Genomic DNA, 26196 nt, shown 5'->3' with positions numbered 1-26196 from the left:
ATACCAAAGAAAATGATCGGAAATGAGAAAAAAATAGTCAAAATATCACAAAAATCCATTCGGGAAATAATCATTGTATCTTTCAATTTTGTTTCAAAATGAAATAAAAATCTTGTGTAATTTAGTAGATAAATTTCTTAGTTCTATTGGTTTATGTTGTATTTTTGTGTAGAAATAAGTGTTTTGAGGTCAAAAAACCACGAAAAATACCTGTATTTTCAATTAGAAAATTCATTTTAATGTTTAGGAAATAATTTGTTGACAAAATAATCTAAAAACAATATATTTGGCTTAATCCAGTCATTATGGAAGTAGTTGTTAAATTTCTGATGGGTTTATTCAAGGCACATTCTAGTGAGAGGTGGTGTCATAAAACCAAGGTACAAGCGCTTTTAAGAGAAAAAGCTTGCTTGGAATATTTCTACTAAAACATAAGAAAACGGTCTTTTACAATGGTAGCCGATCTAAACAGTAGATTGACCTTTCTACTATGATCACTTTGCAAGAGATATTCAAAAGGCGTTATGTTCTTGTCCAAGAGAGAAAGCGGTTTCAATAAGGGCTGTGAGTTGATCGAACGGTGAAGGAGGTGAACTCATATGAAAAAAAGAGACAATAAGCTGAGGCGTTGCAGCTCTCAAATGGCTGCATATGAGGATGCATGCTGAAAAAGAAGAGTGAACATGTGGGATGCTTCTCTCCTTTTTCAGAAAACAGATTTTCCTAAAAAATCCATCTTTCATTTTAACATAAGGTTTTTAGCTTGAAAATGACCTTTGCCCGAAAAGCCGATTTTGAATAGAAGGAGGTCCTGTGATGAAAAAAGCTTTATACCATGAAGACAGTGGGTTGTATCTAGAAAAAATGCGTATGGCATTTCAAGAACATTATGAGAAAAGAACAGATATGTGGTCTACTGATCCATCCTTAACAGATGCAGCCGTGATGTCATTAAAGGCATGGCATTCACGGGAAAAGAATGCACTTGCTTCTGTGCTCGATATCGGGTGCGGGAACGGCCGGGCACTTGAACATTTAAGGGGGCTTTCTGCATATGTCGGTATCGACCTGTATGAGCATGAGGAGTGGGAAGGATTACAGAAAAGAGAAACGGTTCCTGTCCATTTTGTTCATCAAGATTTTATGTCCTGGTCGATGGATCAGGGACGCGGGATGCAGTTTGATTTAATTTTAGATCATGGCTGCTTTCATCACCAGCATCCTGATGATCATGAGCGTTATTTAAAACAGGTCTCCTCTTTGCTTCATGAAGGCGGCGTCTTCTCACTTGTTGTATGGGGAGAAGAGTGGAGAACAGGGTTAATCGGAGAAGATGGCCGTTTCCACTTTTCATTTTCAGACTCTCAGCTTGGAGAAAGAATTTGTTCATCAGGTCTGGAGCTTGTATCGATTACACCATTAAAAGCAAAGGCCGGCATTAGCCAGCATCATGTCATTGCCGTCAAAATCTAGTACAAAGGTGATCACTCAAACCTAGCAGAGGTGTTCATTCTAATAAAGAGCATGCATCATGTAAGAATCGAAAGGCGTTAACATCGTATGAACCAAGATTTCTGCTCCTTTGTACTGGACAAGACCTAGATTGAAACATCGCTAGAAGAGCTGGGAACGGAGTCATTCTTGCGACAATCAGGGTCTGAACGATGAGAGGAATCGCACATCCATATTCTTTTTAGGCATGAGTGCCGCTTGAAATAGGAGCACATATGCTAAGGGAGTGCGGACACATATTCATCACTCCATCACTGCGCTATGAGAGTCGACTTGGGTGCAGCGATGAATAGGGGGGAGACAAATGAACAAGTTTGTAGATGAATTACAATCAATGATTCATCATTTTACCTTTCAAGAAAAAAACTATTTGCTCGTGGGGCCAGTGAACCTGCCGATCTCCATTCAACATGAAGAAGTGCCATTTAAATGGTATGCCTTCGCACCTGTTGAAGGGGAGACAAAACCAACGATCGAATCTATTGTCCAAATGAGTACCGCGCAGCAAACCTTTTCCTCTTGTCTCTTATTTGGCGACTTTGAAAATGAGGTGCCGCCGCTAGTGCGCATTCATAGTGTCTGCCAAACAGGGGATGTGTTTGGGTCACTGAAATGTGACTGCGGTCCACAGCTTGCGTTATCGCTGAAGAAAATCACCGATTACGGTAAAGGCATGCTCGTATATATGGCCAATCAAGAAGGGCGGTCAATTGGGCTGATGGCGAAAGCATTGACGTATAAATTACAGGAAATGAAGCTGGATACATTTGAAGCCAACCGCCTGATTGGCTGCGGAGATGATGACCGGCATTACGAGGAGGCAGCGGCTGTTCTGCACTATTTAAACAAAGGGAAACCAATGCACCTCCTAACGAACAATCCAGATAAAGTCGATTCCATTGCTGCCTACGGTCTTCCTGTATTGCGATTTGATCATACGGTCGAAGCCTCTCTATATAATGAAGCCTATTTAAAGGCAAAAGCAGCCTCAGGGCATATGGTCGATGAGAAAAAATTAATTAATCAGTAGATGAGTTTACTTTAAAGAAGGCGGGAGAAAAGCGTGAAACCTGAAATCAATTGGATTCAAATCCCAAGCGGCTATGCAACGATTGGAAGTAATGAAGAAGATATGAAAAAGGCATCAGAATTCTGGAAGGACAAGCTTCTCAATCCAACCTACGGCCGTGAGAAAAAATTTCAAAAATGGCTGTACAAAGAATTTCCATCCTATCAGCCGTATATCAATGAATTTTTTATTTCAGATACGGTCGTCACCAATGAATGGTATCAAAGCTACTGTGATGAAACAGGCCAGGCGTACCCGGAGAGCTTAACGAATCAAGAGCTTGGTGGCGGGAAAGATCATCCGGCTTGGGGCATGGATATCGAGGAAGCCTTCTCGTTCTGCCAGTGGCTGAGCGGGAAACTTGGGATAGACGTGTCGATTCCTACTGAAGAAGAATGGGAATATGCTGCCCGGGGAAATACGAGAAATCAATACCCGTGGGGAGATGAGTTTGATCCTTCTTTATGTAATACGTTCGAATCAAATATTGAAAAAACGACGCCTGTCCGTCAATACAAAAAGGGCAGATCCTTATTTGGTCTTTATGATATGGGGGGCAACGTCGAGGAATGGGTCAACACCAAATATCATGTATACGATGGCGGCATCGAGGTCGTAGATGATTTAACGGAGACGCTTGGCAGTAATTACTACATTTTAAAAGGCGGCTCCTTTGCAAGAGGCGGAGATTTATGCAGAGTCGCCAGAAGACACGGGAAGCATCCAGATCCCGTTTTCCGATTTACTGGTTTTCGTATAGTGACTCGTCAAAAACAACATATAAAGGTGGGAGTGTAAAATCATGCATAGAGGACCGATTACATCTGTTTTATCAACTCAGCAGGACCAAATTGTTTACACTGGCGGCTATGACCGTTGTATTTATAAGTGGAACCGGGCAACAGGAGAAGGAACGTTTATTGGAAGTCACGAGCATATCATTAACTCTTTATCTCTTTCTGAAAACGGAAAGTATTTAGCGAGTGCATCGTCAGACTACACCATTCAATTGTATGATACAGACACTCATACTCGAATTCGCACCCTGTTTGGTCATGCAGATGATGTAGAAGCCGTCGCCTTTGCCAAACAGGATACCTTACTAGTATCGGTGTCTAGAGATAGAAGGTGCTTAGTGTGGGATATCGAAACAGGAGCTGTTTTAAGAGAATTCCATGGACATAGCAAAGATGTATTAGCTGTATGGATACATGGCGATAAAGCTTATACAACAGGTGATGATGGCTACGTTCTTGTATGGCTGTACGATACAGGAGAAATTGTAGGGGAAATTGGTCCGTTTGATTATGAGCTGGACACAATCAGCGGCAGCAATCAAAAAGAAGTGTTCGCACTTGGCAGAGACGATGGCACCGTCATTATTTATGATGCGGTTACTTTACAGGAGAAAAAAATCATTAAAGCCCATTTACAGGGCGTCAAGCGGGTGAACTTTTCTCCAAGCGGCAATTACTTGCTGACAGCAGGCTATGACCATTTAATTAAGCTGTGGAATTATGAAACAGGGGATTTAGTCGATACGTTGCTGCCTCATAAATATCAGTGGGAGCGTTCGCTTGTCTGGACGGAGGATGAGAAATCCATCCTAGGAGCCAGTTTTGGAAAAACGTATTGTGAATGGTCTATTGAAAAGGGAAAAGTTGTATCAGATGAGATTGAAATGGCGACACCATCTATTAATGATATTGCGCTGACTGATGCGGGAGATATCATCACAGCATCAGATGACGGAAAATTCAGAAAGAACGGGATTGAAATCGCTAAATCGACAGGCGTTTTAACAAATGGAGTGGCTGTCGCACGAGATGGAAGCTATTATGCGTGGGGAGATCATGCAAGTCAGGTGCATATTGTTCATGAATCATTACAGCAAATGGTTTCGTTTGATCTCAACACAGGGCCGGTCAACAGTGTGTATTTCCACGAGGAGGATCGGCAATTCTATATTGGAACTTACGGCGGTTATGTACATGTCATTTCGACAGAACATTTAAAGGAAATTGGCCGTTCCAAAGCACACGATTGTGCTGTTAAAGCATTAAAAGTAGAAGGAGATCATATCATCACAGCCGCGGTAGAAGGAACCATCTGTCTTTTAGATAAGAAGAGCTTGTCTTTAAAAGCGAAATATATCGGAGCGACAGAGCTGTTAAATGATGTATTCATTGATAGTAAAAGAGATCGTATTGCCATTGTCAGCCGTGACAAGAATGTGAGATTGTTTGATTTGCATACAGGAAGAATTTTAGACCAGCATAATGAACACCAGTATTCTATTAAATCTGTCTCTGTCACAGACTCTGGCTATATTGTGAGCGGAGATTATTGGGGCTATGTCGTTGTGTGGAATCCAGAGCTAGATGTCAATACCGGCCCAATTAGAATTGCCAAGAATGGGATTAGTGCCATCAGACAATTAGGCAATGATGTATACGCAAGCTCATATGACGGCGGGATTTATCATATTCGAGAAGATGGCACACATACTGAAGTACTGCGCTTATTTGAACAATTTCCGAAAGAAGTAATCTCTCATTAAGAAAAAGAATGTAAGCGGGGGATTCTCATGATAAGTGTTTGCAAGGAACATATGAAAAAAGGCCTGACTGTACTCAATTGTCCGCATGTGCTCCTCATTAATAAATATGAATTACGCAAATGCTGTTTTTGTAAACAACGAGCATCATATAAACTTTTTTATTCCTTGCCTTACTATGATCGATCTGAAAAGAAACGGATGGAAAAAATATAGCACATGAGAATAGAACTCCTTCATTTCCTGAAGGAGTTCTTTCCCTTGAAAGAGAAGAAAGGAGACTCACATGAAAGACGATGTTTTTTATATGAAGCTGGCGATTGCCAACGCAAAGGCAATGAAAGGGCAAACCTCCCCAAATCCGCTTGTCGGTGCAGTCATTGTACAGCAAGGTGAGATTGTTGGGATTGGTGCTCACATGAAGGCGGGCGAACCTCATGCTGAAATTCATGCGCTGCAAATGGCAGGGGAAAAGGCAAAGGGAGCTGACATGTATGTGACGCTTGAACCTTGTTCGCATCATGGGAAAACGGGTCCTTGCACGGAAGCCATTATCAAAAGTGGTGTGAAACGTGTAGTCATTGCGACGCAAGACCCAAATCCGCTTGTCGCAGGTAAGGGGGTTACCATGTTGAAACAAGCAGGGATCGAAGTAGATGAAGGAATATGTAAACAGGAGGCGGATCGCTTAAATGTGCCTTTTTTTCATTTCATTCAATCAGACCTTCCTTACGTCATCTTAAAATCAGCCATTTCGTTAGACGGGAAAATTGCAACATCTCATCTTGAAAGCAAATGGATCACAGGAACAGAAGCGAGGAAAGAAGTGCAGCAATTGCGTCAAGAAGCCGATGCTGTGATAACAGGTGTCGAAACGATTATTCAAGATGATGCAGGTCTTATTGTGAAAGATTCAATGGCGACCCAGCCCATTCGTGTCATTTTAGATTCCACATTAAGGATTCCGCTTCATGCGAAATGTTTAACAGATCATATGGCCGAAACCATTATTTGCACCTCGCACATGTATGATCAGAAAAAGTATGAACAGCTGGTAGATAAAGGGCATCAAGTCTATGTCACAAGCGGAGAGCAGCGGACAAATATTCATGACGTGTTACGAATGCTGAAGGAACGTTCTGTCATGTCAGTTCTCGTTGAAGCAGGAGGAAATGTGAGTGCGTCCTTTTTAGAAGAATCACTAGTCAATGAAGCCGTCATTTATATGGCACCTTTATTAATCGGTGGAAAACATGCACCTACTTTTTTTGAAGGAGAGGGGGTGAAAAAACTAAAAGAAGCGATCCGTCCAGCAGATATTGAATATAGTATGGTTGGAAAAGATATCAAAATGACAATAAAATTCTAATAAATGTAAGACTTTGTGCATCGAGCGCAAGGTCTTTTCAATACTTCTTGATAAAAATAAAAGTGTACATACACCTTTCCAAGGAATGATGAATACGATGGATGGGGGGTGATTCCATGAGAAGATGTAGACAATGCGGAAAGACATATCCAACTCATTCGACAGACCACTACCAAAAAGGAAGCTGGTATGATGCGTATAAGGATGACGGCTGGGAATGTGATAGTTGTAAGAAAGGGAAATCTGGAAAGCCAGGGAAACCAGTGAAAAATCCTTGCTGCGGAAAAGATCCTTGTGTTTGTGTGATTCAAGGTCCGCCAGGCGGGAGAGGAAGAAGAGGCCCAGCAGGTCCAGCAGGTGCAGTGGGTCCAGCGGGTCCAGCAGGCCCAGCAGGCCCAGCAGGCCCGGCAGGAGCAACTGGAGCCACTGGTGTAGGCTTAACGGGCATCGTGGCATTTGATCCAGCGGTAGCCCCAACCTATCCAGTAGGTCAAGTCGTGACATTCGATGGAAGTACGTATGTGGTGAATTCAGCGCCGCCAACAGGTACGCCAGGTACGTCACCAGATTATACATTGTTAGCAGCTGCTGGTGAAACGGGTGCAACCGGAGCAACAGGTACAGGAGCGACCGGTGCGACAGGAGATACAGGTGCGACTGGAGTTACCGGAGCAACCGGAATCACAGGAGCCACAGGAGCAACAGGTACAGGAGCGACCGGTGCGACAGGAGATACAGGTGCGACTGGAGTTACCGGAGCAACCGGAATCACAGGAGCCACAGGAGCAACAGGTACAGGAGCAACCGGTGCAACAGGAGATACAGGTGCGACTGGAGTTACCGGAGCAACCGGGATCACAGGAGCCACAGGAGCAACAGGTACAGGAGCGACCGGTGCAACAGGTGATACGGGAGCGACTGGAGTTACCGGAGCAACCGGGATCACAGGAGCAACAGGTACAGGAGCGACCGGTGCAACAGGAGATACAGGTGCGACTGGAGTTACCGGAGCAACCGGCGCCACCGGAGTCACCGGAGCGACCGGAGTAACGGGAGCCACAGGAGATACTGGCGCCACCGGAGTCACAGGAGCCACCGGAGATACCGGAGTCACCGGAGCGACTGGAGTAACGGGAGCCACAGGAGATATCGGGGCCACCGGAGTCACCGGAGCCACAGGAGATACTGGCGCGACCGGAGTCACCGGAGCGACCGGAGATATCGGCGCGACCGGAGTCACAGGAGCGACCGGAGATACCGGAGTCACAGGAGCGACCGGAGATACCGGCGCCACCGGAGCGACTGGAGTAACGGGAGCCACAGGAGATACCGGCGCCACCGGAGCGACCGGAGTAACGGGAGCCACAGGAGATACTGGCGCGACCGGAGTCACCGGAGCGACCGGAGTAACGGGAGCCACAGGAGATACTGGCGCCACCGGAGTCACAGGAGCCACAGGAGATACCGGAGTCACCGGAGCGACCGGAGTAACGGGAGCCACAGGAGATATCGGGGCCACCGGAGTCACAGGAGCCACAGGAGATACTGGCGCCACCGGAGTCACAGGAGCGACCGGAGATACCGGCGCCACCGGAGTCACCGGAGCGACTGGAGTAACTGGAGCAACAGGAGATACCGGCGCCACCGGAGTTACAGGAGCAACCGGAGCAACTGGATCGAGTGCGATTATTCCATTTGCATCAGGTACCCCTGCTGTCTTGACTACAATTGCAGGGGGTCTTGTCGGAACTTCTAGTTTGGTCGGCTTTGGTAGCTCTGCAACAGGCGTTAGCATACTAGGTGGTATCATCGACTTAACAGGAGCAGCAGGTACTCTTTTAAATATGGCATTCTCTGTACCAAGGGATGGCACTATTACTTCATTTGCCGGATACTTTAGTACTACGGCAGCATTGGCTTTAGTCGGCACGAGTATTACAGTGACAGCTAGCTTATTTGCTTCACCGACACCAGATAACAGCTTCACTCAAGTAGCGAGTGTCACATTGGCACCACCATTAACGGGGATTTTAACTATTGGTGCTATTTCAAACGGAATCGCTACCGGCCTGAATGTGCCAGTTACAGCAGAAACAAGATTACTGGTTGTTTTCTCTGCGACTGCAACAGGCTTATCTTTAATTAACACTGTAGCAGGCTATGCGAGTGCAGGCTTATCTATCACGTAATTGAAACAGGGATGACTCGATTTGAGTCGTCCTTTTTTGTTTGAATGAATTTTCTCTTAACTTCGTAAGAAAAAATGATATGATTTTCTTAGAGTCTAGTCGATGAATCTACTTGAATTAGGGGTTGTAGAGGTGAGGATGGGCAAAAGGAAAGTCACTTTACAAACGAAAATTTTGGGGTTAATTATCGGGCTTTTGCTTGTTGTCATTGCGTTATTGACCATTTGTTTTGGTTTTCTGCAGACATCAGAAAGGCAGCGGCAAGCTGAACAGCTGGCGGTGCAAACCGCTAGAACAATCTCATATATGCCGCCCATTAAAACATCGGTGGGCACCTCATCAGTGTCTGAGTATGAAGAACAGGCAGTGCTTGAGCAAATGAAGGATCAAGTCAGAGCACATGCCATCTTCATTACCAATCAAAAAGGGAAGGTCCTTTTTCATACGAATCATGAGAATGTAGGAAAAACCATCAGTGTATTTAGAGGAAGAAGTACCCTGCTATTTGGGGGAACCTCCATATCAACGGGTGATTCTAATGGTGAAATCGTTGTCAGAGGCAGTGCCCCGATTATGAAAGAAACAGGCAAGCATGAAGAAATTATTGGCACAGTCACCGTCGAATTTTTAAAAAAGGAAATTGATCAAGCGACAGCCCATCAACTAATCAAGCTTAGCTATATTGCCCTTTTTGTGCTCTTGCCTGGTATATTCGGAGCGATTTTTTTAACAAGAAGTATTCGCAAAGATACATTAGGGCTTGAACCGCACGAAATTGCTTCATTATTTCGAGAAAGAGAAGCGATGCTGCTTGCTATAAAAGAAGGGATTATTGCATTTGACCGCAAAGGCGCGATAACGATGATGAATACATCTGCTGAACACATGCTGCGCGTTTCATCCGAGCTGCCGCTTCATATTGACCAAGTCTTGCCAAAAGCCAATCTCCTTTTCTATTTAAAGGCAGAAACGATTGAACCGAACATCGAAACCGTCGTCAATGATAAAACCTATGTCTTAAATGTGAAAAAAGTGGTCCAGGACAATCGAGTTTTTGGGGGAATTGTGAGCTTCCGAGAGAAAACAGAGCTGACGAAGCTGCTGGATACATTAACAGAGGTCAGCCAATATTCAGAAGACCTGAGGGCACAAACGCATGAATTCTCAAATAAGCTGTACGCCATTTTAGGTTTGCTTGAGCTGAAGCAAGTGGATGAGGCCATCGACTTAATAAAGGAAGAATATACGCTGCAAAACCGTCAGCACGATTTACTCATGAAGCAAATTCGATCTCCTAAAATACAAGCCATCTTACTCGGCAAGTTAGGGAAAGCATCTGAGAAGAAGGTTCATTTCCACATCGATGAAAATAGTTCATTGGAGCCGCTTCCACCACATTTAAGTCTATCTCACTTTATTACCATCATTGGTAATCTTGTAGATAACGCCTTTGAGGCCGTACTAAATAAGGAGACGCGCGAGGTAAGCCTGTTCATTACAGATATTGGGTTTGATATTATCATAGAAGTATCTGATTCAGGTGATGGAGTAAACGAGGAAGAACTTTCACATATTTTCACAAGAGGCCATTCGTCAAAGGGGGAAGGACGAGGCTACGGGCTAGCGAATGTGAAAGAAGTGTTGAACGAACTTGGGGGCTGGATTGAAGTGACGAACCAAAAAGAAGGCGGTGCCATCTTCACTGCATACATACCGAAAGGCACAAAGGGGGAATAAATGGTGATGAAGGTACTCATTGCGGAGGATGATTTTCGAATCGCAGCCATTCATGAATCTTATATACAACAAATAGAAGGATTTCAAATCGCCGGAAAGGCAAAGAGTGCAAAAGATATGTGGGAGGCGCTCCAAAAGGAACAAGTCGACCTCATCTTGCTTGATGTATATATGCCCGATGAGCTCGGTACAAACCTGTTGCCGCTTTTAAGAGAACACTATCCAGAAATAGATGTGATTATTATCACGGCTGCAACAGAAACGACACTTTTAAGAGATGCACTTCATTACGGAGTGGTTCATTATTTAATCAAACCAGTGACCGCACAAAAGTTTGCGCAAGTTTTAACCGAATATAAAGAGAAAAAAGACATCATCAATTCTAAGGATGAAGTCAATCAAACGATGATTGATTTGTTTTTTGGACAGATGCAAGAAGAGCCAAAAGAAAAGGATGGCAGGGACCTGCCTACAGGGATCAATTCGCTGACTTTGGACAAGGTGAAAACATTGATGGCATCAGAGAATAATGGGATTACAGCGGAAGAACTCGGAGAAAAGATGGGGGCTTCACGCACAACAGCGAGACGGTACGTCGAGTATCTCGTGACAACAGGAGAATGCCGGGCAGAGCTTGCGTACGGAATCATTGGCAGACCAGAACGGAAATATTATCCTGCCATAAAGCAAGCGGAGTCATAAAAGATGAAAAAAGGAATATGCCTTGTCATTATGATCTGTCTTTGTATGACGCTCACCTTTAATGAAAAAAAGGGAGGCGACTCTTTCCTGCAGCACAGCCCATTATATATTGTGGTGTCTGGTGTCCCTGACGGCGGCTTTGACCAAACAGCTCAAGTGATGAAATCAGTGCTCGAGAAAGAAAAGCTGGTGAAGCGGCCGGTGAATATCCTTTATCAAAGAGGCGGAACGGTGGATAAAGGATGGACATATATGATGGAGCGAGATACCAACTATGTTAGTTTGAATTCAAGCTTATTGTTAAGCCGTAATTTGCTTGGCAGCAGTAACATGACAATGAACGATGTCACACCGCTCGCCATTTTGGCAGAAGAGTGGCAGGTCGTCGCAGTCCCAGTGGATTCTCCTTTCTCAAATGGGAAGGAGCTATTAAACTCACTAAAGAAGAAACCCGATTCCTTAAAAATTGGATTTGCCCCAGACTTCGGTAATGATGATCAAATCTCATTCGCACGAGCGGCAGAAATGGCAGGAATTGATCCATATCGCATTCAATTTTTGAAATTTGACAGTGCAGATGATTTATTCCAAGCGCTCATAGATCATGAAGTCGATGCAGCAACTACCACGATTACAGAAGTTCGTCATGATTATGAAAAGAAGAGGCTAAAGCTAGTAGCAACCACAACGAATCAGCGTTTAGCGGGATTTGAAGATGTGCCGACTTGGAAAGAGCAAGGCATCCCGCTCATCTTCTCTCATTGGCGTGGTGTGATGGGCCCAAAGCAAATGAATCAGCATGATATTCGTGAATGGGATCAGCTTCTTCAAAAAATGACACAAACGAAGTCCTGGAAAAAGCAATTAAAGCAAAAGGGCTGGACAAGTCGTTATATGAACAGCAAAGAGGCAAAGATCTTTATGGAGGAGCAATTAAGGCGATATGAGCAGTTTATCCAAGGAGAACAAGCGGTCGAGTGAGACCGCTTTTTTTCATGGAATCCATCAAAATCAAAGTTTGAACAAAATGAACAAAAAGCATTTATCGACCGAAAAAGAATTAAAATTCATAATATTTACTTCAATTTCAACGTCAGATATCATGACAGAAAGGGTTGGAAATGGGATACCAACATTTAATGAAAGCGTATACAACGTAAGGGGTGAACAAAGTGTTAGCAATCTTAGGATTTCTTATGATGGTTGTATTTATGGTTTTGATTATGACGAAACGTATGTCTGTTTTAACGGCATTGGTGTTAACACCAATTGCATTTGCTCTTATTGCAGGTTTTCATTTTACTGAAATTTCAGACATGATTGTCAAAGGTGTGCAGCAAGTCGCGCCGACAGCGGTCATGATTATGTTTGCGATTTTGTACTTTGGCATTATGATTGATGCTGGTTTATTTGATCCAATGGTGGCGAAAATTTTAAACATTGTCAAAGGTGATCCATTAAAAATTGTCGTCGGAACAGCTGTCCTGACCATGCTTGTTGCACTTGATGGTGACGGGACAACAACGTACATGATTACAACAACAGCGATGCTTCCGTTATTTACGCTGCTTGGCATCCGTCCGATTATTTTAGCGGGGATTGCCGGAGTTGGCATGGGGATTATGAATACGATTCCATGGGGAGGTGCCACACCTAGAGCGGCGAGTGCACTTGGCGTTGATCCTTCACTTTTATTTGGCCCGATGATTCCAGTCATTGGTGCAGGGGTTTTGAGCATGATTGTGGTGGCATACTTTCTTGGGAAGTCTGAAAGAAAACGTCTTGGTGTCATTGAGCTCGACCAGCCGATTCATGCAAATGAAATGGCAGCGGCACTACAGGATGACATCAAGCGGCCGAAACTTTGGTGGTTTAACTTGACGCTTACGTTGTTATTGGTGCTCCTTCTTGTCTCAGGAAAAGTCAGCTTAACGGTTCTATTTGTTCTTGCTTTCTGTGTGGCGATTATCGTGAACTATCCGAACCTTGAACAGCAGCGTGAACGGATTGCGGCTCATTCAACCAACGTCTTAGCCATTGCTTCCATGATTTTTGCGGCAGGGGTTTTTACAGGCATCTTAACTGGAACGAAAATGGTCGATGAAATGGCGATTTCGATTGTATCTGCCATTCCAGAGCAGCTTGGCGGCTTCATTCCAGTCATTGTTGCGTTAACGAGCGGGATATTTACGTTCTTTATGCCGAATGATGCATACTTTTATGGGGTCCTGCCGATCCTATCAGAAACAGCGGCAGCATACGGTGTTGATAAAATCGAAATCGCGAGAGCTTCTATTATTGGTCAGCCGATTCATATGCTAAGCCCACTTGTTCCATCGACTCATTTACTTGTTGGACTTGTTGGGGTATCACTGGATCAGCATCAGAAGTTTGGCATGAAATGGGCTGTACTTGCAGTCGTCGCCATGACGGTCATGTCGATACTTATTGGGGCCATCTCCATTTGGTAAATAAAAGAGTGTCTGCTACTTGAGCAGGCACTTTTTTTAGGTCATATTGCCGAGCAGGCTCGATTCATTTGCCCTATACAAAGACACTCTTGTTCCTCCAAAAGATATATTTTTGAAAAATACTGACACTTTTACTGTTTTTTTCTTTATAATGCAAATCAACGAAGGGAGAGGATAGCATGTCCAACCGAAAAGGCACGATTCTTTTTACTGCTGTATGCCTCATAGCAGGAAGTTTGTCGATGGTGAGCCCAGCTTCAGCTCATGCAGATACCCCTTATTTTGGAAAGAGTTATGAACAGCCGGCCTCAGTGAAGAAGCTATACCCTGAACCTGACAAGACGTTCGACACCCCTGCCTTTCAGAAAAAAGGAGAAGCCTTTACGACACAAGAAGAGCTTCAAGAATTCTTACGTGATATTGTCCGCAAAAGTCCTTACGCTACGCAGAAACAGATTGGAACATCCATTGAAGGACGGTCCATTTCAGCTCTCTACTTTACAAAGGATCGTCATATCTCTCCACTTTCAAAAAAGCCAACGATCTGGCTTCAAGCACAAATACACGGAAATGAACCAGCCTCCGGTGAATCTGCTCTCGTCATCGCAAAACGATTAGCAGGTGAACAAGGAGAGCGTATACTCAATCATGTGAATATGATCATTGTCCCGAGAATCAATCCTGATGGTTCTTATGCGTTTGACCGCAGGCTTGCAAACGGAACGGATGGAAACCGTGATCATATGACATTAGAATCTCCAGAGCTCACAGCCCTGCATCAAGAATTTAATCGGTATGCACCAGAAGTAGTCATTGATGCCCATGAATACGATGTGGGACAAAAGCAGTTTGATGATATCGGCTCAGCGGGTGCCCTCAAATATCACGATTTACTGATATTATCAGGCAAGAACTTGAATATTCCAGAAAGCATCCGGCTCACGTCAAATGAATTATATGTGAGCGGCGTCCGTGAAACGCTGACAAATCAAGGATTTTCGAATGATTTATATTATACAAGCACAAGAGGAAAGGATGGAAAGATCGATCTCTATGAAGGCGGAACGGATGCACGAATTGGCCGAAATGCCTTGGCGCTCTCGCCAGCGCTATCCTTTCTTGTAGAAAGCAGAGGGATTGGAATTGGAAGAGAGGATTTTACCCGCCGCGTCGCAGCACAAGTCACCACACATGAAAAAATCATTGAAACAACGGTGAAGCATGCTAAGCAGGTGAAGCAGCAAATGGTGACGGAGCGACTGAAGCTAGTGAAAAAAGGACTTCAATCAAATGATGACGATCAAGTGGTTATTCAAGATGATTTCAAAGCGCCTGTGGATGATTCGCTTGAAATGGTGGATATTGAAAAAGGACAGACCATCAATGTCCCTGTACGCTTTCACAGTGCGAGCGATGCTGTTCCTGTCATGTCGAGAGAACGACCGACAGCTTATCTCGTTTTACCTGGGCATGAAGGGGTAGAACGGAAGCTTGAAACCTTAGGGTTAAAGAGTGTCACATTGCCTGTCGGCGTGAAAGTACCGGTACAAGCCTATCAAGTAACAAAACGAGACGAAAAGAGCAAAACAGATATTCAGCTTGAAACAAAACTCACCCAAAAGAAACGTCAGCTGCCAAAAGGGACAAAGGTATATATCACGGCGCAGCCGCAAACGAATTTATTGTCACTTGCCCTTGAACCAGAATCAAAAGACAGCTATATGTCATCTGGGTTTATTGCTTCAAAAGTAGGCGATGAACTCCCAGTGTACCGGTTCTTGCTATCTAAAAAGACGTTAGGCATTAAATAAAAAAGGGCTAAAATAAACATCATTTTAGCCCTTTGTCTACAATCTAGAAGCGGCACAGTGCGTGCCGCTTTTTTATTTTCGTCCAGCTCTTATTTCATCAGTCAAGCCTTCATATGGTGCTTCGGCGATAATGGTTTCGTCATTTACACCTGCATGATGGATATACGTAATGTCCGCAAATTCTGGAACAACATATTTTGGATAGGTTTCGTATTTTTCACGAGATTCTTTCATGAGATCGATATAGTCATTTTGATAGCAAACTGTGATATCTGGACGTTCATGCACCCATTTTGGGAAGAAGATGACGCCATGCATGCGTTTTTCTTCAGGCATAAAGTTCAGAGAGACGTCTGTCCCAGTTGGTTCTGTCCAAGAAACTTTGTAAACGCCTTTTGTCAGCTTCACAATATTCACTTCTTGATCACGGACCCAGCGGCCTCCAACCATTCCGCTATGAATGCGGTAATCAATGGTGTGATCGTTTTTAATGTAAATCTCATATTCCCAGCCATTTTCATACGTATAAATCATATGAAGTCCAACGAATTGATCCATGTTTATTCCTTCTTTCATTAGAATGATGTTATTTCAAACATGTCATGATTTACATGTTTATTTTAAAGTCTATGGTATAATATTGTCAAAGAATAAGCGTTGGAGGCACATTATGAGAGTTTTAAAATATGCCATTCTTGGTTTACTAGATCAGTGTGAGCTGACGGGATATGATATAACCAAACATTTTAAGGATTCCCTTGGACAGTTTTGGAGCGCGAAGCACAGCCAAATTTACCCTGAGCTGAAGCGTCTCACAGAAGAAGGGTTTATTGAATTTGATATTCGTATACAAGGAAAGAAGCTGGAGAAGAAGGTCTATCAAATCACAGAGGCAGGGAAAGCAGAATTGCATCAGTGGTTAAGGACAAAAGACCCGATACCAGAAACAACAAAGGATGAATTCATGCTCAAAACATTTTTCATCTCTTCCATGGACAACAAAGAAGCGGCTGACTTGTTTACACATCAACTGCTAGAGCGCACCAAAAAAATAGACATGCTAGAACAGAAGCTGCACGCTTTAACGGAGGAAGACCCTGCCGCTGAATCGCTTCATTCAGCGCAATTTGGGCATTACTTAGTGCTGACAAGGGCAATTGAAAGAGAAAAAGGCTATGTCCGCTGGCTCGAGCAGACCCTTAAACGGATTGATTCATCCGCGCTCTAAGGACAATGGTCGGATGATATGATAAAAAATGGTTTGAAACCAGTGAATTTATTAATAGAAACCGCTACAATGGATATATTCGTATTAAAGTGAGGCGAGTATGTTTGAGTAATCAAGAAGCGTTGTGGAATGAAGCAGAAGCTTTTATTTCTTTATGCTATGAAGAATTAAGCAAGTCAAATGAAGAGAAAGCAGCACGTCTGCATGAAATAAAACAAGAAATTGACTCTGAAGGGATGTATACTCACACACAAGAGGAATTGGCGCACGGGGCGAAAATGGCGTGGCGCAACAGCAACCGCTGCATTGGCCGTTTGTTTTGGTCAACCTTGCATGTTCACGACTGCCGGCATGTGAAGACAGAAGAAGAGGTGAAAGAGGCACTCTTTCATCATATTGAGTATGCGACAAATGGCGGGAAAATCAAACCATCCATTACGATCTTTCCTCCAGAAAATCATTCGCAAAAGGAAGTCGTCATTTATAATCATCAGCTCGTTCGTTATGCAGGCTATGAGACGGAGTATGGCATCATTGGCGACGAGGCATCTCTTGAATTAACAAAGTTGTGTGAAGCCCATGGCTGGAAAGGGGAGGGCACGCATTTTGATATTCTGCCTCTCATGTTTCAGCTAAAGGATCAGCCGCCAGTTCTGTATGAGCTTCCGAAAGAAATCGTCCAAGAAGTCGAGATTACCCATCCTGAATATGAAGGATTTCGTGATTTAGGATTGAAATGGTACGCCGTTCCGATTATTGCTGATATGAAATTAGAGATTGGCGGTATTCATTACAATGCGGCACCGTTTAACGGATGGTATATGGGTACAGAAATTGGCGCACGTAACCTAGCCGATGAAAATCGCTACAATATGCTGAAAAAAGTTGCTTCTATTTTAGGGCTGGACACGACAAAGAATGCGTTTTGGAAGGACAAAGCCATTGTTGAGTTGAATGTGGCGGTTCTCCATTCTTACCGAGAAGCAGGGGTGACCATTGTTGATCACCATACAGCAGCACATCAATTCAAACAGTTTGAAAAGCAGGAAGAAAAGGCTGACCGCAAGCTGACTGGGGACTGGACATGGCTGATTCCGCCAGTATCACCAGCTGCTACCCACATCTTCCACAAGCATTACGACAATACCATTGTGAAGCCGAATTATTTTTATCAGGAAAAGCCCTACCATGGGACAGAAAAAGCCTAGCGAGAGCTAGGTTTTTTGATTACTTTATTCGAAAATACTTATAATGAGCTAACTCAGTGAGCGGCTCCATCTGCATATCTGTGACCTTTGAAAAAGGGCTTCCTTTTCGAACGGTCTTTAAGAAATCAAGCACCTTTTGCTGCTCACCCTCTACCTTTAACTCGACATGACCTTCATCTGTGTTGCGTACCCAGCCTTTCATCCCGCGATTGACGGCTTCTCCTTGAACAAAATAGCGAAAACCGACTCCCTGCACCCGTCCTGCGACAATGGCATGATAATGAATCAATGTCATCTCTCCTTTTTTCTCATCGTACCATAGCATGTAACTGACCTTCACGCATCGACTATGATTTAATTGTCTAACGATGTAAAATAATAGGCATGAGACAACCAAAGGAGATGGTCATCGTGGGACAGAAGAGATATGACATAGTAGGAATCCAAGTAGGACAACCCATCACGACCTATGAGAACGGAAAAGAAATCAAAACAGCCATCAACAAAAAGCGTATTCATGAGCCTGTGTTTTTGAGTAAGGTCAATTTTGAGGGAGATGGCCAAGGTGATTTGGTTCATCATGGAGGATATGATAAAGCAGTCTGCGTCTTTCCATATGATCATTATGCTTACTTCGAGCAATTTTTAGGGGTTACATTACAGGAAGCTGCGTTTGGCGAAAATCTGACAGTGCGCAAGCTAGTCGAGACGAAGGTGCGTATTGGCGATGTCTTTCAACTTGGAGAAGCACTTGTTGAAGTGAGCCAGCCAAGACAGCCGTGTGTGAAACTATCTTTTAAGCACGCTAACATGAAGCTTGTCAAGGAAGTACAGCAAACGGGGTATACCGGCTTTTATTTACGGGTGCTGAAAGAAGGCATAGTGCCGCCTGATGGTTCTCTTGTATTAGTAGAAAAAGCGCCCCATCACATTACAGTCCATGAAGTGAACGAAGTCAAATATCGTCAAACAAGTCCAGAGAGGCTGAAAGCCGTTCTTGAAGTAGATGCCTTAGCAGATGTGGTGAGGAAGTCTTTAGAAAAACGAATTCAGCACATTTAAAAAAAGCCGTACACCTTATGCTGATGTACGGCTTTAAGCGTTTATGAGCTAGGTTTCTTTTGCTCAAGAAGATTTGCAAGGAAATATGTTTTTAAGCTTTGAAGCTTTCTTCCTTCATGCTTGGTCACACCAAGCTTCTTTAATTCTTCGACATACCAGCCTTTGCTACCATAATGCATGATAGAAAACTCCTTTCAATTGAAACTGCCTGCATTGTAACATCTCAAAAAAGGACGTGAAAAGTGTGCAGGGGTTAAGAAATGAAAACTGATTCTATCTGCCTATGATCCATGTATATGCTGGAAATAATCATTTATGAATTTGGCGGGTTGAGGGTAACGATGATCATGCCGACCGTCATAATCATGATGACAATACCAAGATAAGTCATCATGGATTGTTTTTTCTTAATACCTACAACCGTTAAGATGATACTTTCTATCAAAAAGATAACTCCTATGATGATGAACCACATATCAAATAAGACCCCTTTCGCATATCTTTGCCTATTTTACCACAGGCATTTTTGTTTAGTCGTGACAGATTCGTGAAAGGGAAACGAAAAAAACCCCTCCAGTGAAGAAGGGGACCTGCTGGCTTACAGCTTCGTTAAAATAATGGGTTCGTCTTTTGTGATCACAATAGTATGTTCAATCTGTGCCACTAGGCTTTTATCTGGTGTTTTAAATGTCCAGCCGTCATCAGTCTGATAAATCGATTCAGCATTTGTTGAAATAAAAGGTTCGAAGGCGATCACTGTGCCATTCTTAAACAAAGCATTATCGAATGGATCATAATAGTTCAAAATATGGTTGGGTGCTTCATGCAGACTTTTCCCGATGCCATGTCCTGTTAGGTTTTTAATGACGGTAAATCCTTGTTCTTTGGCTGTATTGTAGACTGCACGGCCAATTTGATTTTGTCTTTTACCGGCCTTTGCATGCTTTAATCCTTCGAGGAACGCATCCTCTGCACACTGGCATAATGCTTCAAGACGAGCATCACCTGTACCTAATACGAATGAAATGCCGGTATCAGAATAATAGCCGTCCAGCTCTGCTGAGATATCAATATTGATGAGGTCGCCCTCTTGTAAAATGGTTTTTTCACTTGGAATACCGTGTGCAACTTCATCGTTCACGCTGATACAAGTCGTTCCAGGGAAGTCATATTCCTTTTCAGGCGCCGAATTGGCCCCATGCTCTTCTAATATTTTTTTTCCAATCAAATCTAATTCTTTTGTAGACATGCCTGGTTTCGCTTGGCTTTTCATTTCTTCTCTTGCCAAAGCGACAATTCGACCGACTTTTTTTAAGGCTTCTAACTCATGATCATGTTTGACAATCACTGTTCATTCCCGCTTTCTATAACTTCATTCTATTCAATAGCTTACCACATTTTACGCGAAAAGAGTAAAGAGCGGAATGTCAAATGAATGTGGACAAATTGGTATAGATAACTAGATGTGCATATGATATATTTTTTATGAACATCATGAACGTTTGGTCATGATGAAGACAAAGGGGGAGAAGGCAAATGGTGTTTCAGTTTTTTCAAAAGCTAGGCAAATCATTTATGCTTCCAATCGCTGTGCTTCCGGCAGCAGGGATTATTTTGGCTATTGGGCGGGAGGATGTATTCGATATCCCGTTTATTCATGCGGCAGGGAATGCTATTTTTGCAAACTTGGCTTTAATTTTTGCAATGGGTATAGCGATCGGCATTGCAAAGGATGGTAATGGGGCAGCGGCATTATCAGGTGCGATCTCTTATTTTATTTTATCAGCTGGTACAACGTCGATTAACTCAACGAACAATATGGGGGTATTGGGCGGTATTTTATGCGGGCTATTGGCAGGGTATGTGTACAATCGCTTCAAGGATACAAAACTGCCGGAATACTTAGGGTTCTTTAGCGGAAGACGGCTTGTGCCGATTATGACCGCACTTTTCACCATTCTATTAGCAGCCGTTTTCGGATATGTCTGGCCTCCGATTCAAAGCGGGATCAATGGTTTAGGGGAATGGATTTTAAGTCTTGGTGCGACGGGTGCAGGGCTGTTTGGTTTCTTTAACCGATTGCTCATTCCATTAGGGCTTCATCATGTGCTGAATAACTTATTTTGGTTTCAATTCGGGGAATTCAGCGGGGCAACAGGGGATTTAGCGCGATTCTTTAAAGGAGATCCAAGTGCGGGTGTCTTTATGACCGGGTTCTTCCCAGTGATGATGTTCGGTCTGCCAGCGGCATGTCTAGCCATGGTTGTGACCGCAAAGCCTGAAAAGCGAAAAGCTACAGCTGGCTTGATGATTGGGATGGCGCTTACGTCATTTATTACAGGGATCACTGAACCAATTGAATTTTCATTTATGTTTTTATCTCCACTCTTATATGGTGTCCATGCTGTGCTAACAGGTCTTTCGCTCTTTATTGTGAACACCATTGGAATTCATAGTGGCTTCGCCTTTTCAGCAGGAGCGATTGATTACGTTTTAAGCTTTGGCATCGCACAAAAACCACTCATGCTGCTCGGAGTTGGGGTGCTTTATGGCATTGTGTACTTTGTCGTTTTCTATTTCCTCATTAAACTGTTAAAGCTCAAAACACCAGGCAGGGAAGATGATCACATTGAAGATATTGCAGCCGATGATACGAAGACGGCAGGTGCGAGTATGCTTGTAGAGGGACTTGGCGGCAAAGACAATATCACCACGATTGATCATTGTGCCACTCGTCTACGTTTAACAGTAGAAGATACACATTTATTAAATGAAGGCACATTGAAAAAAGCAGGTGCCAAAGGGGTACTGACTTCAGGGAAAACCTCCGTACAAATCATCATTGGAACGAATGTAGAATTTGTCGCAGATGATCTCCGCAAGGAAGTCGATCGAGATTGAAAAAAGCGTTCAGCCAGGTCAAATGGGCTGAACGTTTTTTTGTTTGCGCTGTTCGATCACCAGCACAATACTGATGACAACAAGTAAAAACCAAGAACTGATTTTCCCAAGATGTACGAGAGACCAAGCGTGCTGTTGATTTGGATATTGCCATGCTCCTAAAAAGGTGGTGACATTTTCGGCAATCCAAATGAAGAAACCAATCAGCAGAAATGAGACGACAAGCGGCATTCGAAAGGTAGAAGAGCCAACCTGAAACGAGACGGACGTTTTTCGAAACACGACAACAAGCAGCAATGTCAGCCACCACCTGAGATCATAGAACCAATGATGCGTAAAGAAATTGAGATAAATGCACAAACTGATCCCGATTGAAAAAAACGGATGGGGCCATGAAGCCATCTGCACTTGAAGCCGGGACAGTGCCTGATAAATATAGCTTGCTACACTCGCATACATAAACCCGCTATAGAGCGGAACCCCAAAGACCTTCGTATAAGCTTCTTCAGGATAGGACCAAGAACCCATATGTACTTTATACATTTCTAAGCCAATTCCAATGAGGTGAAATAGACAAATCACCTTCAGTTCATTCAATGTCTCCAGCCGAAGCGTCAGCATGAGAATCTGTGCCAGGAGGCAAAGCAGTAGAATGAAATCATACCGGTGAAGAAAAGGAATAGCCACCATCTTTGATAGGGCAAGCGCCGCAAAGATCATGACAGGGAATAGACACGACATCGCCTGTAAGTAAGCAAAATGGAATAATGTTTTCATACAAAGTTAAACCCCTTCTTATTGTCTGAAATGACTTAGACGGTTTTAGCAAGGGAAAAGTTTACCTCACATAGATATTCATGAACAATTTGTGAATATATATGTGAAAAAGATCACAAATTAGAAACGGCATAGTATAATAAGATCATAAAGAGAATGTGAAATATTTCACATAAATTAAAAGGAGGCATCATCATGTTTACAAAATTCTTACAAACGAATGTATGGGCAGCGGTTATCCTTTTGGCAGCAAGACTTTATATCGGATGGACTTGGCTGACATCTGGTATAGGAAAACTAACAGGCGGATTCGATGCATCAGGATATTTACAATTTGCGATAGCTGAACCTGTTGTCAAAGATGGCCATCTAGTGTATCCGTTCTATGTATGGTTTTTAGAAAATGTCGCTTTGCCGAATGCGGGACTATTCAGTGTCATGGTCATGTGGGGAGAAATCTTAGTAGGTCTAGGATTAATCGTTGGATTGTTCACAACAACCGCAGCCTTTTTCGGAAGCGTGATGAATGTCTCTTTCTTACTAGCTGGTACCGTCTCTGTCAACCCGCTTCTCTTGCTCATTGCCATCGTCATCATGGCAGCGAAAGGGAATGCAGGCAAATTTGGACTTGATTATGTCGCAGGTCCAGTCTTGAAACGAACAATGAAAAGAAAGCCGCATTTAGAAGTGGCTTCATAATAAAGAAAAAGCATCCTCAGCTTCTGCTCAGGATGCTTTTTTATTTAGGAATCGGCTTTCATCAGGTTAATATGCAGGACGGTGAGTTTATGCTGATTTATATCTGGGTCATGGCCGACGATAAATTCAAGCTCATAATCTCCAGTTCGATACACGTATTTTTTCTCTTTTGTCTGAGGGATGGTGCTGACCGAATCCGCTGGTCCAAGTTGTTTCTTTAATAGGGAAGGGGTCATCCCGCCGATATTTGTTTCTTTTTCTACATTTGTACCGAAATAACGGATTTCGTCAATTTTGCCTTTTGCATCATAATGAAAAGCAAATCCCGGATTCCCCATTTCAGCATGATACAAATCAAAGCTGCTGTGACCTGTTTCTGGATATGGATTTCCTAGTTTATGATGAACGTCTTTTTTTGTTTGAACACCAATTTTTAGTCCTTCTGCATAGTACGGCATTTGTCCTTTATGTGCCAGCTCATACACGTTGTTTAATGTGGTTTTCGGACCTTGAGGAACGGATTGTTCTACTGCTGTTTTGGTCATGGCGTGTGCTGAGACCGCAGGGCTGAAACCAATTAGGGCGGACGAAGCGAGTGAAGCAGTCACGACAAAAGCGGTTGTTTTTTTCAAGATAAATCCCTCCTTCTTCTTTCTATACCCGGTGCAATAGCGGTCAAACGTGAAAAGAACCAGCTGATCAGGGATCGGCTGGTTCTTAAAATGAGAAAGTTATTTTGATGAAGAGCTGGATTCATCTTTGGCGGAAGAGGAATCTTCTTCATCCTGTACTTTCTTTGTATAGTCATATTGATTGCGGTCAATCGGTGTAAAGCCTTTAGGCTTGTAGAAACGGAGTAAATCTTCGGTGACGATCTTATCAGATGTCTCCAGCATCTTTTTCACCGTTTCATTTTCTTGTGATGCTTTATCAGTCGGCTCAATTTTCTCGCCTGTTTTGTTGCTGTAATAGTTATTGCCTACTTTTGTGTAGTCCTTAGAGACGAAGTCACCGTTTCTAAATGGCACAAGCTCTTTGAAGTTCTTCGATAAGATATCAGAACCAGACATTAAATAGTTCTTCGTATCATCGCCGAGCAGGTGCAGAAGGGTTGGTGCGATATCGACTTCTCCAGAGTATTTATGAATCTGTCCGCCTTTTACCCCTGGTACATGAATAAAGAGCGGCACACGCATGAGCTGCGCATTTTCATAATCTCCGATTTTTTGTCCTGTCACTTTTTCCATCGCTTCATTGTGATTTTCAGAAATGCCGTAATGGTCTCCGTACATAATGACGACTGTATTGTCATAGAGACCTGATTTTTTCAAGTCGTTGAAGAACTGTTCAATGGCTTCATCTAAATAATGAGCCGATTGGAAATAGTTATTGACGACAGAGTCTCCGAAGTCACCAGGTTCGAAATCGGTATCACCTTCATCCATTCCAAATGGGAAATGGTTCGATAACGTAATGAATTTCGAATAAAACGGCTGCTTCAAGTTTTCGAGCATTAGCATGGATTCTTTGAAGAAAGGTTTATCTTTCAGCCCATAGTTCTTCGTATCTTGCTCATTCATATCGTAGTACTCAGAATCGTAAAATCTGTCATATCCAAACGACTTAAACATTTCATTACGGTTCCAAAAGGTTTTCGTATTGCCGTGGAATTCTGCTGACGTGTATTGATCCTTCTTCAAGATGCCAGGAAGTGCTTGATACGTGTTTTGCGCTTTGTTAATAAAAACAGAGCCCTGTGATAATGGGAATAGCCCAGTATCCATCATAAATTCAGCATCAGACGTCTTTCCTTGTCCTGTTTGATGGAAGAAGTTATCAAAGTAAAACGTTTGGTTGTCGTGTGCCAATGAATTAAGGAATGGCGTCACTTCTTTTCCATTTACTTTGTAATCAATGACAAAGTTTTGCAGAGATTCAAGAGAAATGGTGATCACGTTCATGCCTTTCGCTTTCCCGTAATACGCCGGGTTAGGATCAGCGCTGTTCGCTTTTAAATAGTTCTCTACATCTGTCACGTCATTTGAATTTGCCAGAGCACGCTGGCTGTTTGATTTCACATTTTGAATGGCATCAAACACAGTAAAGTTATAAGCACCTAAATATTTAACTAAATAATTGCGGTCAAACGATCTTGATAAAAGCTCTGGTCGATCAATCTCTGCGGCGACTAAGTTCATCACAAAGATCACAACAGAGGACACAAGGACGAGTCTAAACGATTTTGATTTTTGAACAGGTACAGTAGCTGTACTTGTTTGCTGCTGCTTTTTCATGCGGACTGCGAGTACGATCAAAATGATTGTATCCATAAAGTAAAACATATCAGTCCAACGCATGAGTGAAAATGCACTATCACCTAATTGTCCGCCATTCGTTCCTGCCTGCATCACGGTAGGCAGCGTGATAAAGTCATTGAAGAATCGATAGTACACGATGTTTGCGTATAGTAAAAAAGACATGAAAAAATGAATCACAATGATAGCGGCAGGCTGCCATTTTTTCTTGAACAATAAAGCAAAGCCAAGAAAGAACAAGCTGGAGCTAATAGGATTCACGAAAAGCAAAATATGCTGAAGCACATTTGATATACCAAGTTTAAATTCAATTAAATACGCTGAATACGTTTTGAGCCAAAGTAAGATGGCTGCAATAACAAAGAAGCCGAGGCCTCGTTTTTGAATAAATGTTTTCATAAAAACACTCCTTTTCTCCGATACACGGAAGAGGCGGAACGAAAGAAAACGAACCATTAGAATATACCATGAAATGCTCAAATAGAAAAGTGTTAACCGGAGAAGAGCGTCAGCAGCCTGTCCGAGCAATAAAAGGGAAGAAAACGAAATTATTCGCTCTTCGAAAAACTTTTTATGAAATTCATCCTAT

At 43.0% G+C, this 26196-nt stretch carries 24 protein-coding genes; 16 read left to right on the top strand and 8 right to left on the bottom strand.

Features of this window, described 5'->3' with window-relative positions; all coding sequences use genetic code 11:
- The first annotated feature begins 816 nt into the window (after window positions 1–816).
- The 11 genes from C6Y03_RS13255 to C6Y03_RS13205 all read left to right on the top strand — a co-directional run bounded on the left by C6Y03_RS13255 (window position 817) and on the right by C6Y03_RS13205 (window position 15417).
- Window positions 817–1473, top strand: a complete 657-nt coding sequence (locus C6Y03_RS13255; RefSeq protein ID WP_034664521.1) for a class I SAM-dependent methyltransferase — start codon at window positions 817–819, stop codon at window positions 1471–1473.
- Window positions 1474–1816: 343 nt separating this feature from the next.
- The gene (locus C6Y03_RS13250) at window positions 1817–2542 is read left to right on the top strand and encodes a GTP cyclohydrolase II (protein WP_034664517.1); all 726 of its coding nucleotides are present in this window, start codon (window positions 1817–1819) and stop codon (window positions 2540–2542) included.
- Window positions 2543–2575: 33 nt separating this feature from the next.
- Window positions 2576–3379 (top strand): formylglycine-generating enzyme family protein, encoded by an 804-nt coding sequence (locus C6Y03_RS13245; protein ID WP_060595746.1) that lies wholly within the window; start codon window positions 2576–2578, stop codon window positions 3377–3379.
- 4 nt (window positions 3380–3383) lie between these two features.
- Entirely contained in the window at window positions 3384–5141 is a 1758-nt protein-coding gene (locus tag C6Y03_RS13240) for a WD40 repeat domain-containing protein (RefSeq protein ID WP_060595747.1), read from the top strand.
- Window positions 5142–5424: 283 nt separating this feature from the next.
- Entirely contained in the window at window positions 5425–6507 is a 1083-nt protein-coding gene (ribD, locus tag C6Y03_RS13235; protein ID WP_060595748.1) for a bifunctional diaminohydroxyphosphoribosylaminopyrimidine deaminase/5-amino-6-(5-phosphoribosylamino)uracil reductase RibD, read from the top strand.
- A 116-nt stretch (window positions 6508–6623) separates the two neighbouring features.
- Window positions 6624–8696: an exosporium glycoprotein BclB-related protein gene (locus tag C6Y03_RS13230; RefSeq protein WP_106039454.1), complete on the top strand. Its 2073-nt coding sequence runs from the start codon at window positions 6624–6626 to the stop codon at window positions 8694–8696.
- Between the two features lie 138 nt (window positions 8697–8834).
- Window positions 8835–10433, top strand: coding sequence for a sensor histidine kinase (locus C6Y03_RS13225; RefSeq protein WP_106039453.1), 1599 nt, complete (start codon window positions 8835–8837; stop codon window positions 10431–10433).
- 3 nt (window positions 10434–10436) lie between these two features.
- Window positions 10437–11135, top strand: coding sequence for a response regulator (locus C6Y03_RS13220; protein WP_066031780.1), 699 nt, complete (start codon window positions 10437–10439; stop codon window positions 11133–11135).
- A gap of 3 nt (window positions 11136–11138) precedes the next feature.
- Window positions 11139–12116 carry a tripartite tricarboxylate transporter substrate-binding protein gene (locus C6Y03_RS13215; protein ID WP_066031176.1) on the top strand — a complete coding sequence of 326 codons (978 nt, stop codon included), beginning with the start codon at window positions 11139–11141 and terminating at the stop codon, window positions 12114–12116.
- Window positions 12117–12307: 191 nt separating this feature from the next.
- Window positions 12308–13606, top strand: a complete 1299-nt coding sequence (gene citM, locus C6Y03_RS13210) for an Mg(2+)/citrate complex secondary transporter CitM (protein ID WP_034665220.1) — start codon at window positions 12308–12310, stop codon at window positions 13604–13606.
- 179 nt (window positions 13607–13785) lie between these two features.
- On the top strand, window positions 13786–15417 hold the full coding sequence (locus C6Y03_RS13205) for a M14 family metallopeptidase (protein WP_106039452.1): 1632 nt from the start codon (window positions 13786–13788) through the stop codon (window positions 15415–15417).
- 72 nt (window positions 15418–15489) lie between these two features.
- Here the strand turns inward: C6Y03_RS13205 and C6Y03_RS13200 are convergent, their stop codons facing one another.
- Complete coding sequence (locus C6Y03_RS13200; protein ID WP_025206914.1) at window positions 15490–15975, bottom strand: phenolic acid decarboxylase; 486 nt, start codon at window positions 15973–15975, stop codon at window positions 15490–15492.
- A gap of 112 nt (window positions 15976–16087) precedes the next feature.
- Here C6Y03_RS13200 and C6Y03_RS13195 point away from each other — a divergent pair, with 112 nt between their 5' ends.
- Both C6Y03_RS13195 and C6Y03_RS13190 read left to right on the top strand, forming a co-directional pair.
- A complete protein-coding gene (locus tag C6Y03_RS13195) occupies window positions 16088–16645 on the top strand; it encodes a PadR family transcriptional regulator (protein WP_034665213.1) in 558 nt (185 codons plus the stop codon).
- Window positions 16646–16749: 104 nt separating this feature from the next.
- A complete protein-coding gene (locus C6Y03_RS13190; protein WP_106039451.1) occupies window positions 16750–17853 on the top strand; it encodes a nitric oxide synthase oxygenase in 1104 nt (367 codons plus the stop codon).
- A gap of 19 nt (window positions 17854–17872) precedes the next feature.
- Here the strand turns inward: C6Y03_RS13190 and C6Y03_RS13185 are convergent, their stop codons facing one another.
- On the bottom strand, window positions 17873–18142 hold the full coding sequence (locus tag C6Y03_RS13185) for an acylphosphatase (RefSeq protein ID WP_189318328.1): 270 nt from the start codon (window positions 18140–18142) through the stop codon (window positions 17873–17875).
- A 122-nt stretch (window positions 18143–18264) separates the two neighbouring features.
- Here C6Y03_RS13185 and C6Y03_RS13180 point away from each other — a divergent pair, with 122 nt between their 5' ends.
- Complete coding sequence (locus C6Y03_RS13180; RefSeq protein WP_106039449.1) at window positions 18265–18915, top strand: MOSC domain-containing protein; 651 nt, start codon at window positions 18265–18267, stop codon at window positions 18913–18915.
- A 41-nt stretch (window positions 18916–18956) separates the two neighbouring features.
- Here C6Y03_RS13180 and C6Y03_RS13175 read toward each other — a convergent pair whose 3' ends face one another.
- The 3 genes from C6Y03_RS13175 to map all read right to left on the bottom strand — a co-directional run bounded on the left by C6Y03_RS13175 (window position 18957) and on the right by map (window position 20263).
- Complete coding sequence (locus C6Y03_RS13175; protein ID WP_003214303.1) at window positions 18957–19094, bottom strand: YflJ family protein; 138 nt, start codon at window positions 19092–19094, stop codon at window positions 18957–18959.
- 134 nt (window positions 19095–19228) lie between these two features.
- Window positions 19229–19390 (bottom strand): hypothetical protein, encoded by a 162-nt coding sequence (locus tag C6Y03_RS19375; protein WP_003214360.1) that lies wholly within the window; start codon window positions 19388–19390, stop codon window positions 19229–19231.
- Between the two features lie 123 nt (window positions 19391–19513).
- Window positions 19514–20263: a type I methionyl aminopeptidase gene (map, locus tag C6Y03_RS13170; protein WP_044139748.1), complete on the bottom strand. Its 750-nt coding sequence runs from the start codon at window positions 20261–20263 to the stop codon at window positions 19514–19516.
- 188 nt (window positions 20264–20451) lie between these two features.
- Here map and nagE point away from each other — a divergent pair, with 188 nt between their 5' ends.
- A complete protein-coding gene (nagE, locus tag C6Y03_RS13165; RefSeq protein ID WP_106039448.1) occupies window positions 20452–21816 on the top strand; it encodes an N-acetylglucosamine-specific PTS transporter subunit IIBC in 1365 nt (454 codons plus the stop codon).
- Window positions 21817–21834: 18 nt separating this feature from the next.
- Here nagE and C6Y03_RS13160 read toward each other — a convergent pair whose 3' ends face one another.
- Window positions 21835–22593 (bottom strand): DUF817 domain-containing protein, encoded by a 759-nt coding sequence (locus C6Y03_RS13160; RefSeq protein WP_106039447.1) that lies wholly within the window; start codon window positions 22591–22593, stop codon window positions 21835–21837.
- Between the two features lie 195 nt (window positions 22594–22788).
- Between C6Y03_RS13160 and C6Y03_RS13155 the strand changes: the two genes are divergently transcribed.
- Entirely contained in the window at window positions 22789–23292 is a 504-nt protein-coding gene (locus tag C6Y03_RS13155) for a DoxX family protein (RefSeq protein ID WP_060595762.1), read from the top strand.
- A 44-nt stretch (window positions 23293–23336) separates the two neighbouring features.
- On the opposite strand, the gene C6Y03_RS13150 is transcribed toward C6Y03_RS13155, so the two are convergent.
- Together C6Y03_RS13150 and ltaS are read right to left on the bottom strand one after the other, a co-directional pair.
- Complete coding sequence (locus C6Y03_RS13150; RefSeq protein ID WP_060595763.1) at window positions 23337–23924, bottom strand: YjgB family protein; 588 nt, start codon at window positions 23922–23924, stop codon at window positions 23337–23339.
- Between the two features lie 99 nt (window positions 23925–24023).
- Window positions 24024–26006: a lipoteichoic acid synthase gene (ltaS, locus tag C6Y03_RS13145; RefSeq protein WP_106039446.1), complete on the bottom strand. Its 1983-nt coding sequence runs from the start codon at window positions 26004–26006 to the stop codon at window positions 24024–24026.
- Between the last annotated feature and the right edge of the window lie 190 nt (window positions 26007–26196).

This window comes from Bacillus sp. LNXM65 (assembly GCF_002998575.1).
GTDB lineage: Bacteria > Bacillota > Bacilli > Bacillales > Bacillaceae > Bacillus.
The sequence above is the reverse complement of the archived record's forward strand: the minus strand, read 5'-3'. Positions and strand labels throughout refer to the sequence as shown.

What these genes read in the sequence shown, in the direction of transcription:
- C6Y03_RS13255 (WP_034664521.1), top strand. Translation starts at nt 817, where the DNA reads ATGAAAAAAGCTTTATACCATGAAGACAGTGGGTTGTATCTAGAAAAA.
- C6Y03_RS13250 (WP_034664517.1), top strand. Translation starts at nt 1,817, where the DNA reads ATGAACAAGTTTGTAGATGAATTACAATCAATGATTCATCATTTTACC.
- C6Y03_RS13240 (WP_060595747.1), top strand. Translation starts at nt 3,384, where the DNA reads ATGCATAGAGGACCGATTACATCTGTTTTATCAACTCAGCAGGACCAA.
- ribD (WP_060595748.1), top strand. Translation starts at nt 5,425, where the DNA reads ATGAAAGACGATGTTTTTTATATGAAGCTGGCGATTGCCAACGCAAAG.
- C6Y03_RS13230 (WP_106039454.1), top strand. Translation starts at nt 6,624, where the DNA reads ATGAGAAGATGTAGACAATGCGGAAAGACATATCCAACTCATTCGACA.
- C6Y03_RS13225 (WP_106039453.1), top strand. Translation starts at nt 8,835, where the DNA reads ATGGGCAAAAGGAAAGTCACTTTACAAACGAAAATTTTGGGGTTAATT.
- C6Y03_RS13215 (WP_066031176.1), top strand. Translation starts at nt 11,139, where the DNA reads ATGAAAAAAGGAATATGCCTTGTCATTATGATCTGTCTTTGTATGACG.
- C6Y03_RS13205 (WP_106039452.1), top strand. Translation starts at nt 13,786, where the DNA reads ATGTCCAACCGAAAAGGCACGATTCTTTTTACTGCTGTATGCCTCATA.
- C6Y03_RS13200 (WP_025206914.1), bottom strand. Translation starts at nt 15,975, where the DNA reads ATGGATCAATTCGTTGGACTTCATATGATTTATACGTATGAAAATGGC.
- C6Y03_RS13195 (WP_034665213.1), top strand. Translation starts at nt 16,088, where the DNA reads ATGAGAGTTTTAAAATATGCCATTCTTGGTTTACTAGATCAGTGTGAG.
- C6Y03_RS13175 (WP_003214303.1), bottom strand. Translation starts at nt 19,094, where the DNA reads ATGCATTATGGTAGCAAAGGCTGGTATGTCGAAGAATTAAAGAAGCTT.
- C6Y03_RS19375 (WP_003214360.1), bottom strand. Translation starts at nt 19,390, where the DNA reads ATGTGGTTCATCATCATAGGAGTTATCTTTTTGATAGAAAGTATCATC.
- nagE (WP_106039448.1), top strand. Translation starts at nt 20,452, where the DNA reads ATGGTGTTTCAGTTTTTTCAAAAGCTAGGCAAATCATTTATGCTTCCA.
- C6Y03_RS13160 (WP_106039447.1), bottom strand. Translation starts at nt 22,593, where the DNA reads ATGAAAACATTATTCCATTTTGCTTACTTACAGGCGATGTCGTGTCTA.
- C6Y03_RS13155 (WP_060595762.1), top strand. Translation starts at nt 22,789, where the DNA reads ATGTTTACAAAATTCTTACAAACGAATGTATGGGCAGCGGTTATCCTT.
- ltaS (WP_106039446.1), bottom strand. Translation starts at nt 26,006, where the DNA reads ATGAAAACATTTATTCAAAAACGAGGCCTCGGCTTCTTTGTTATTGCA.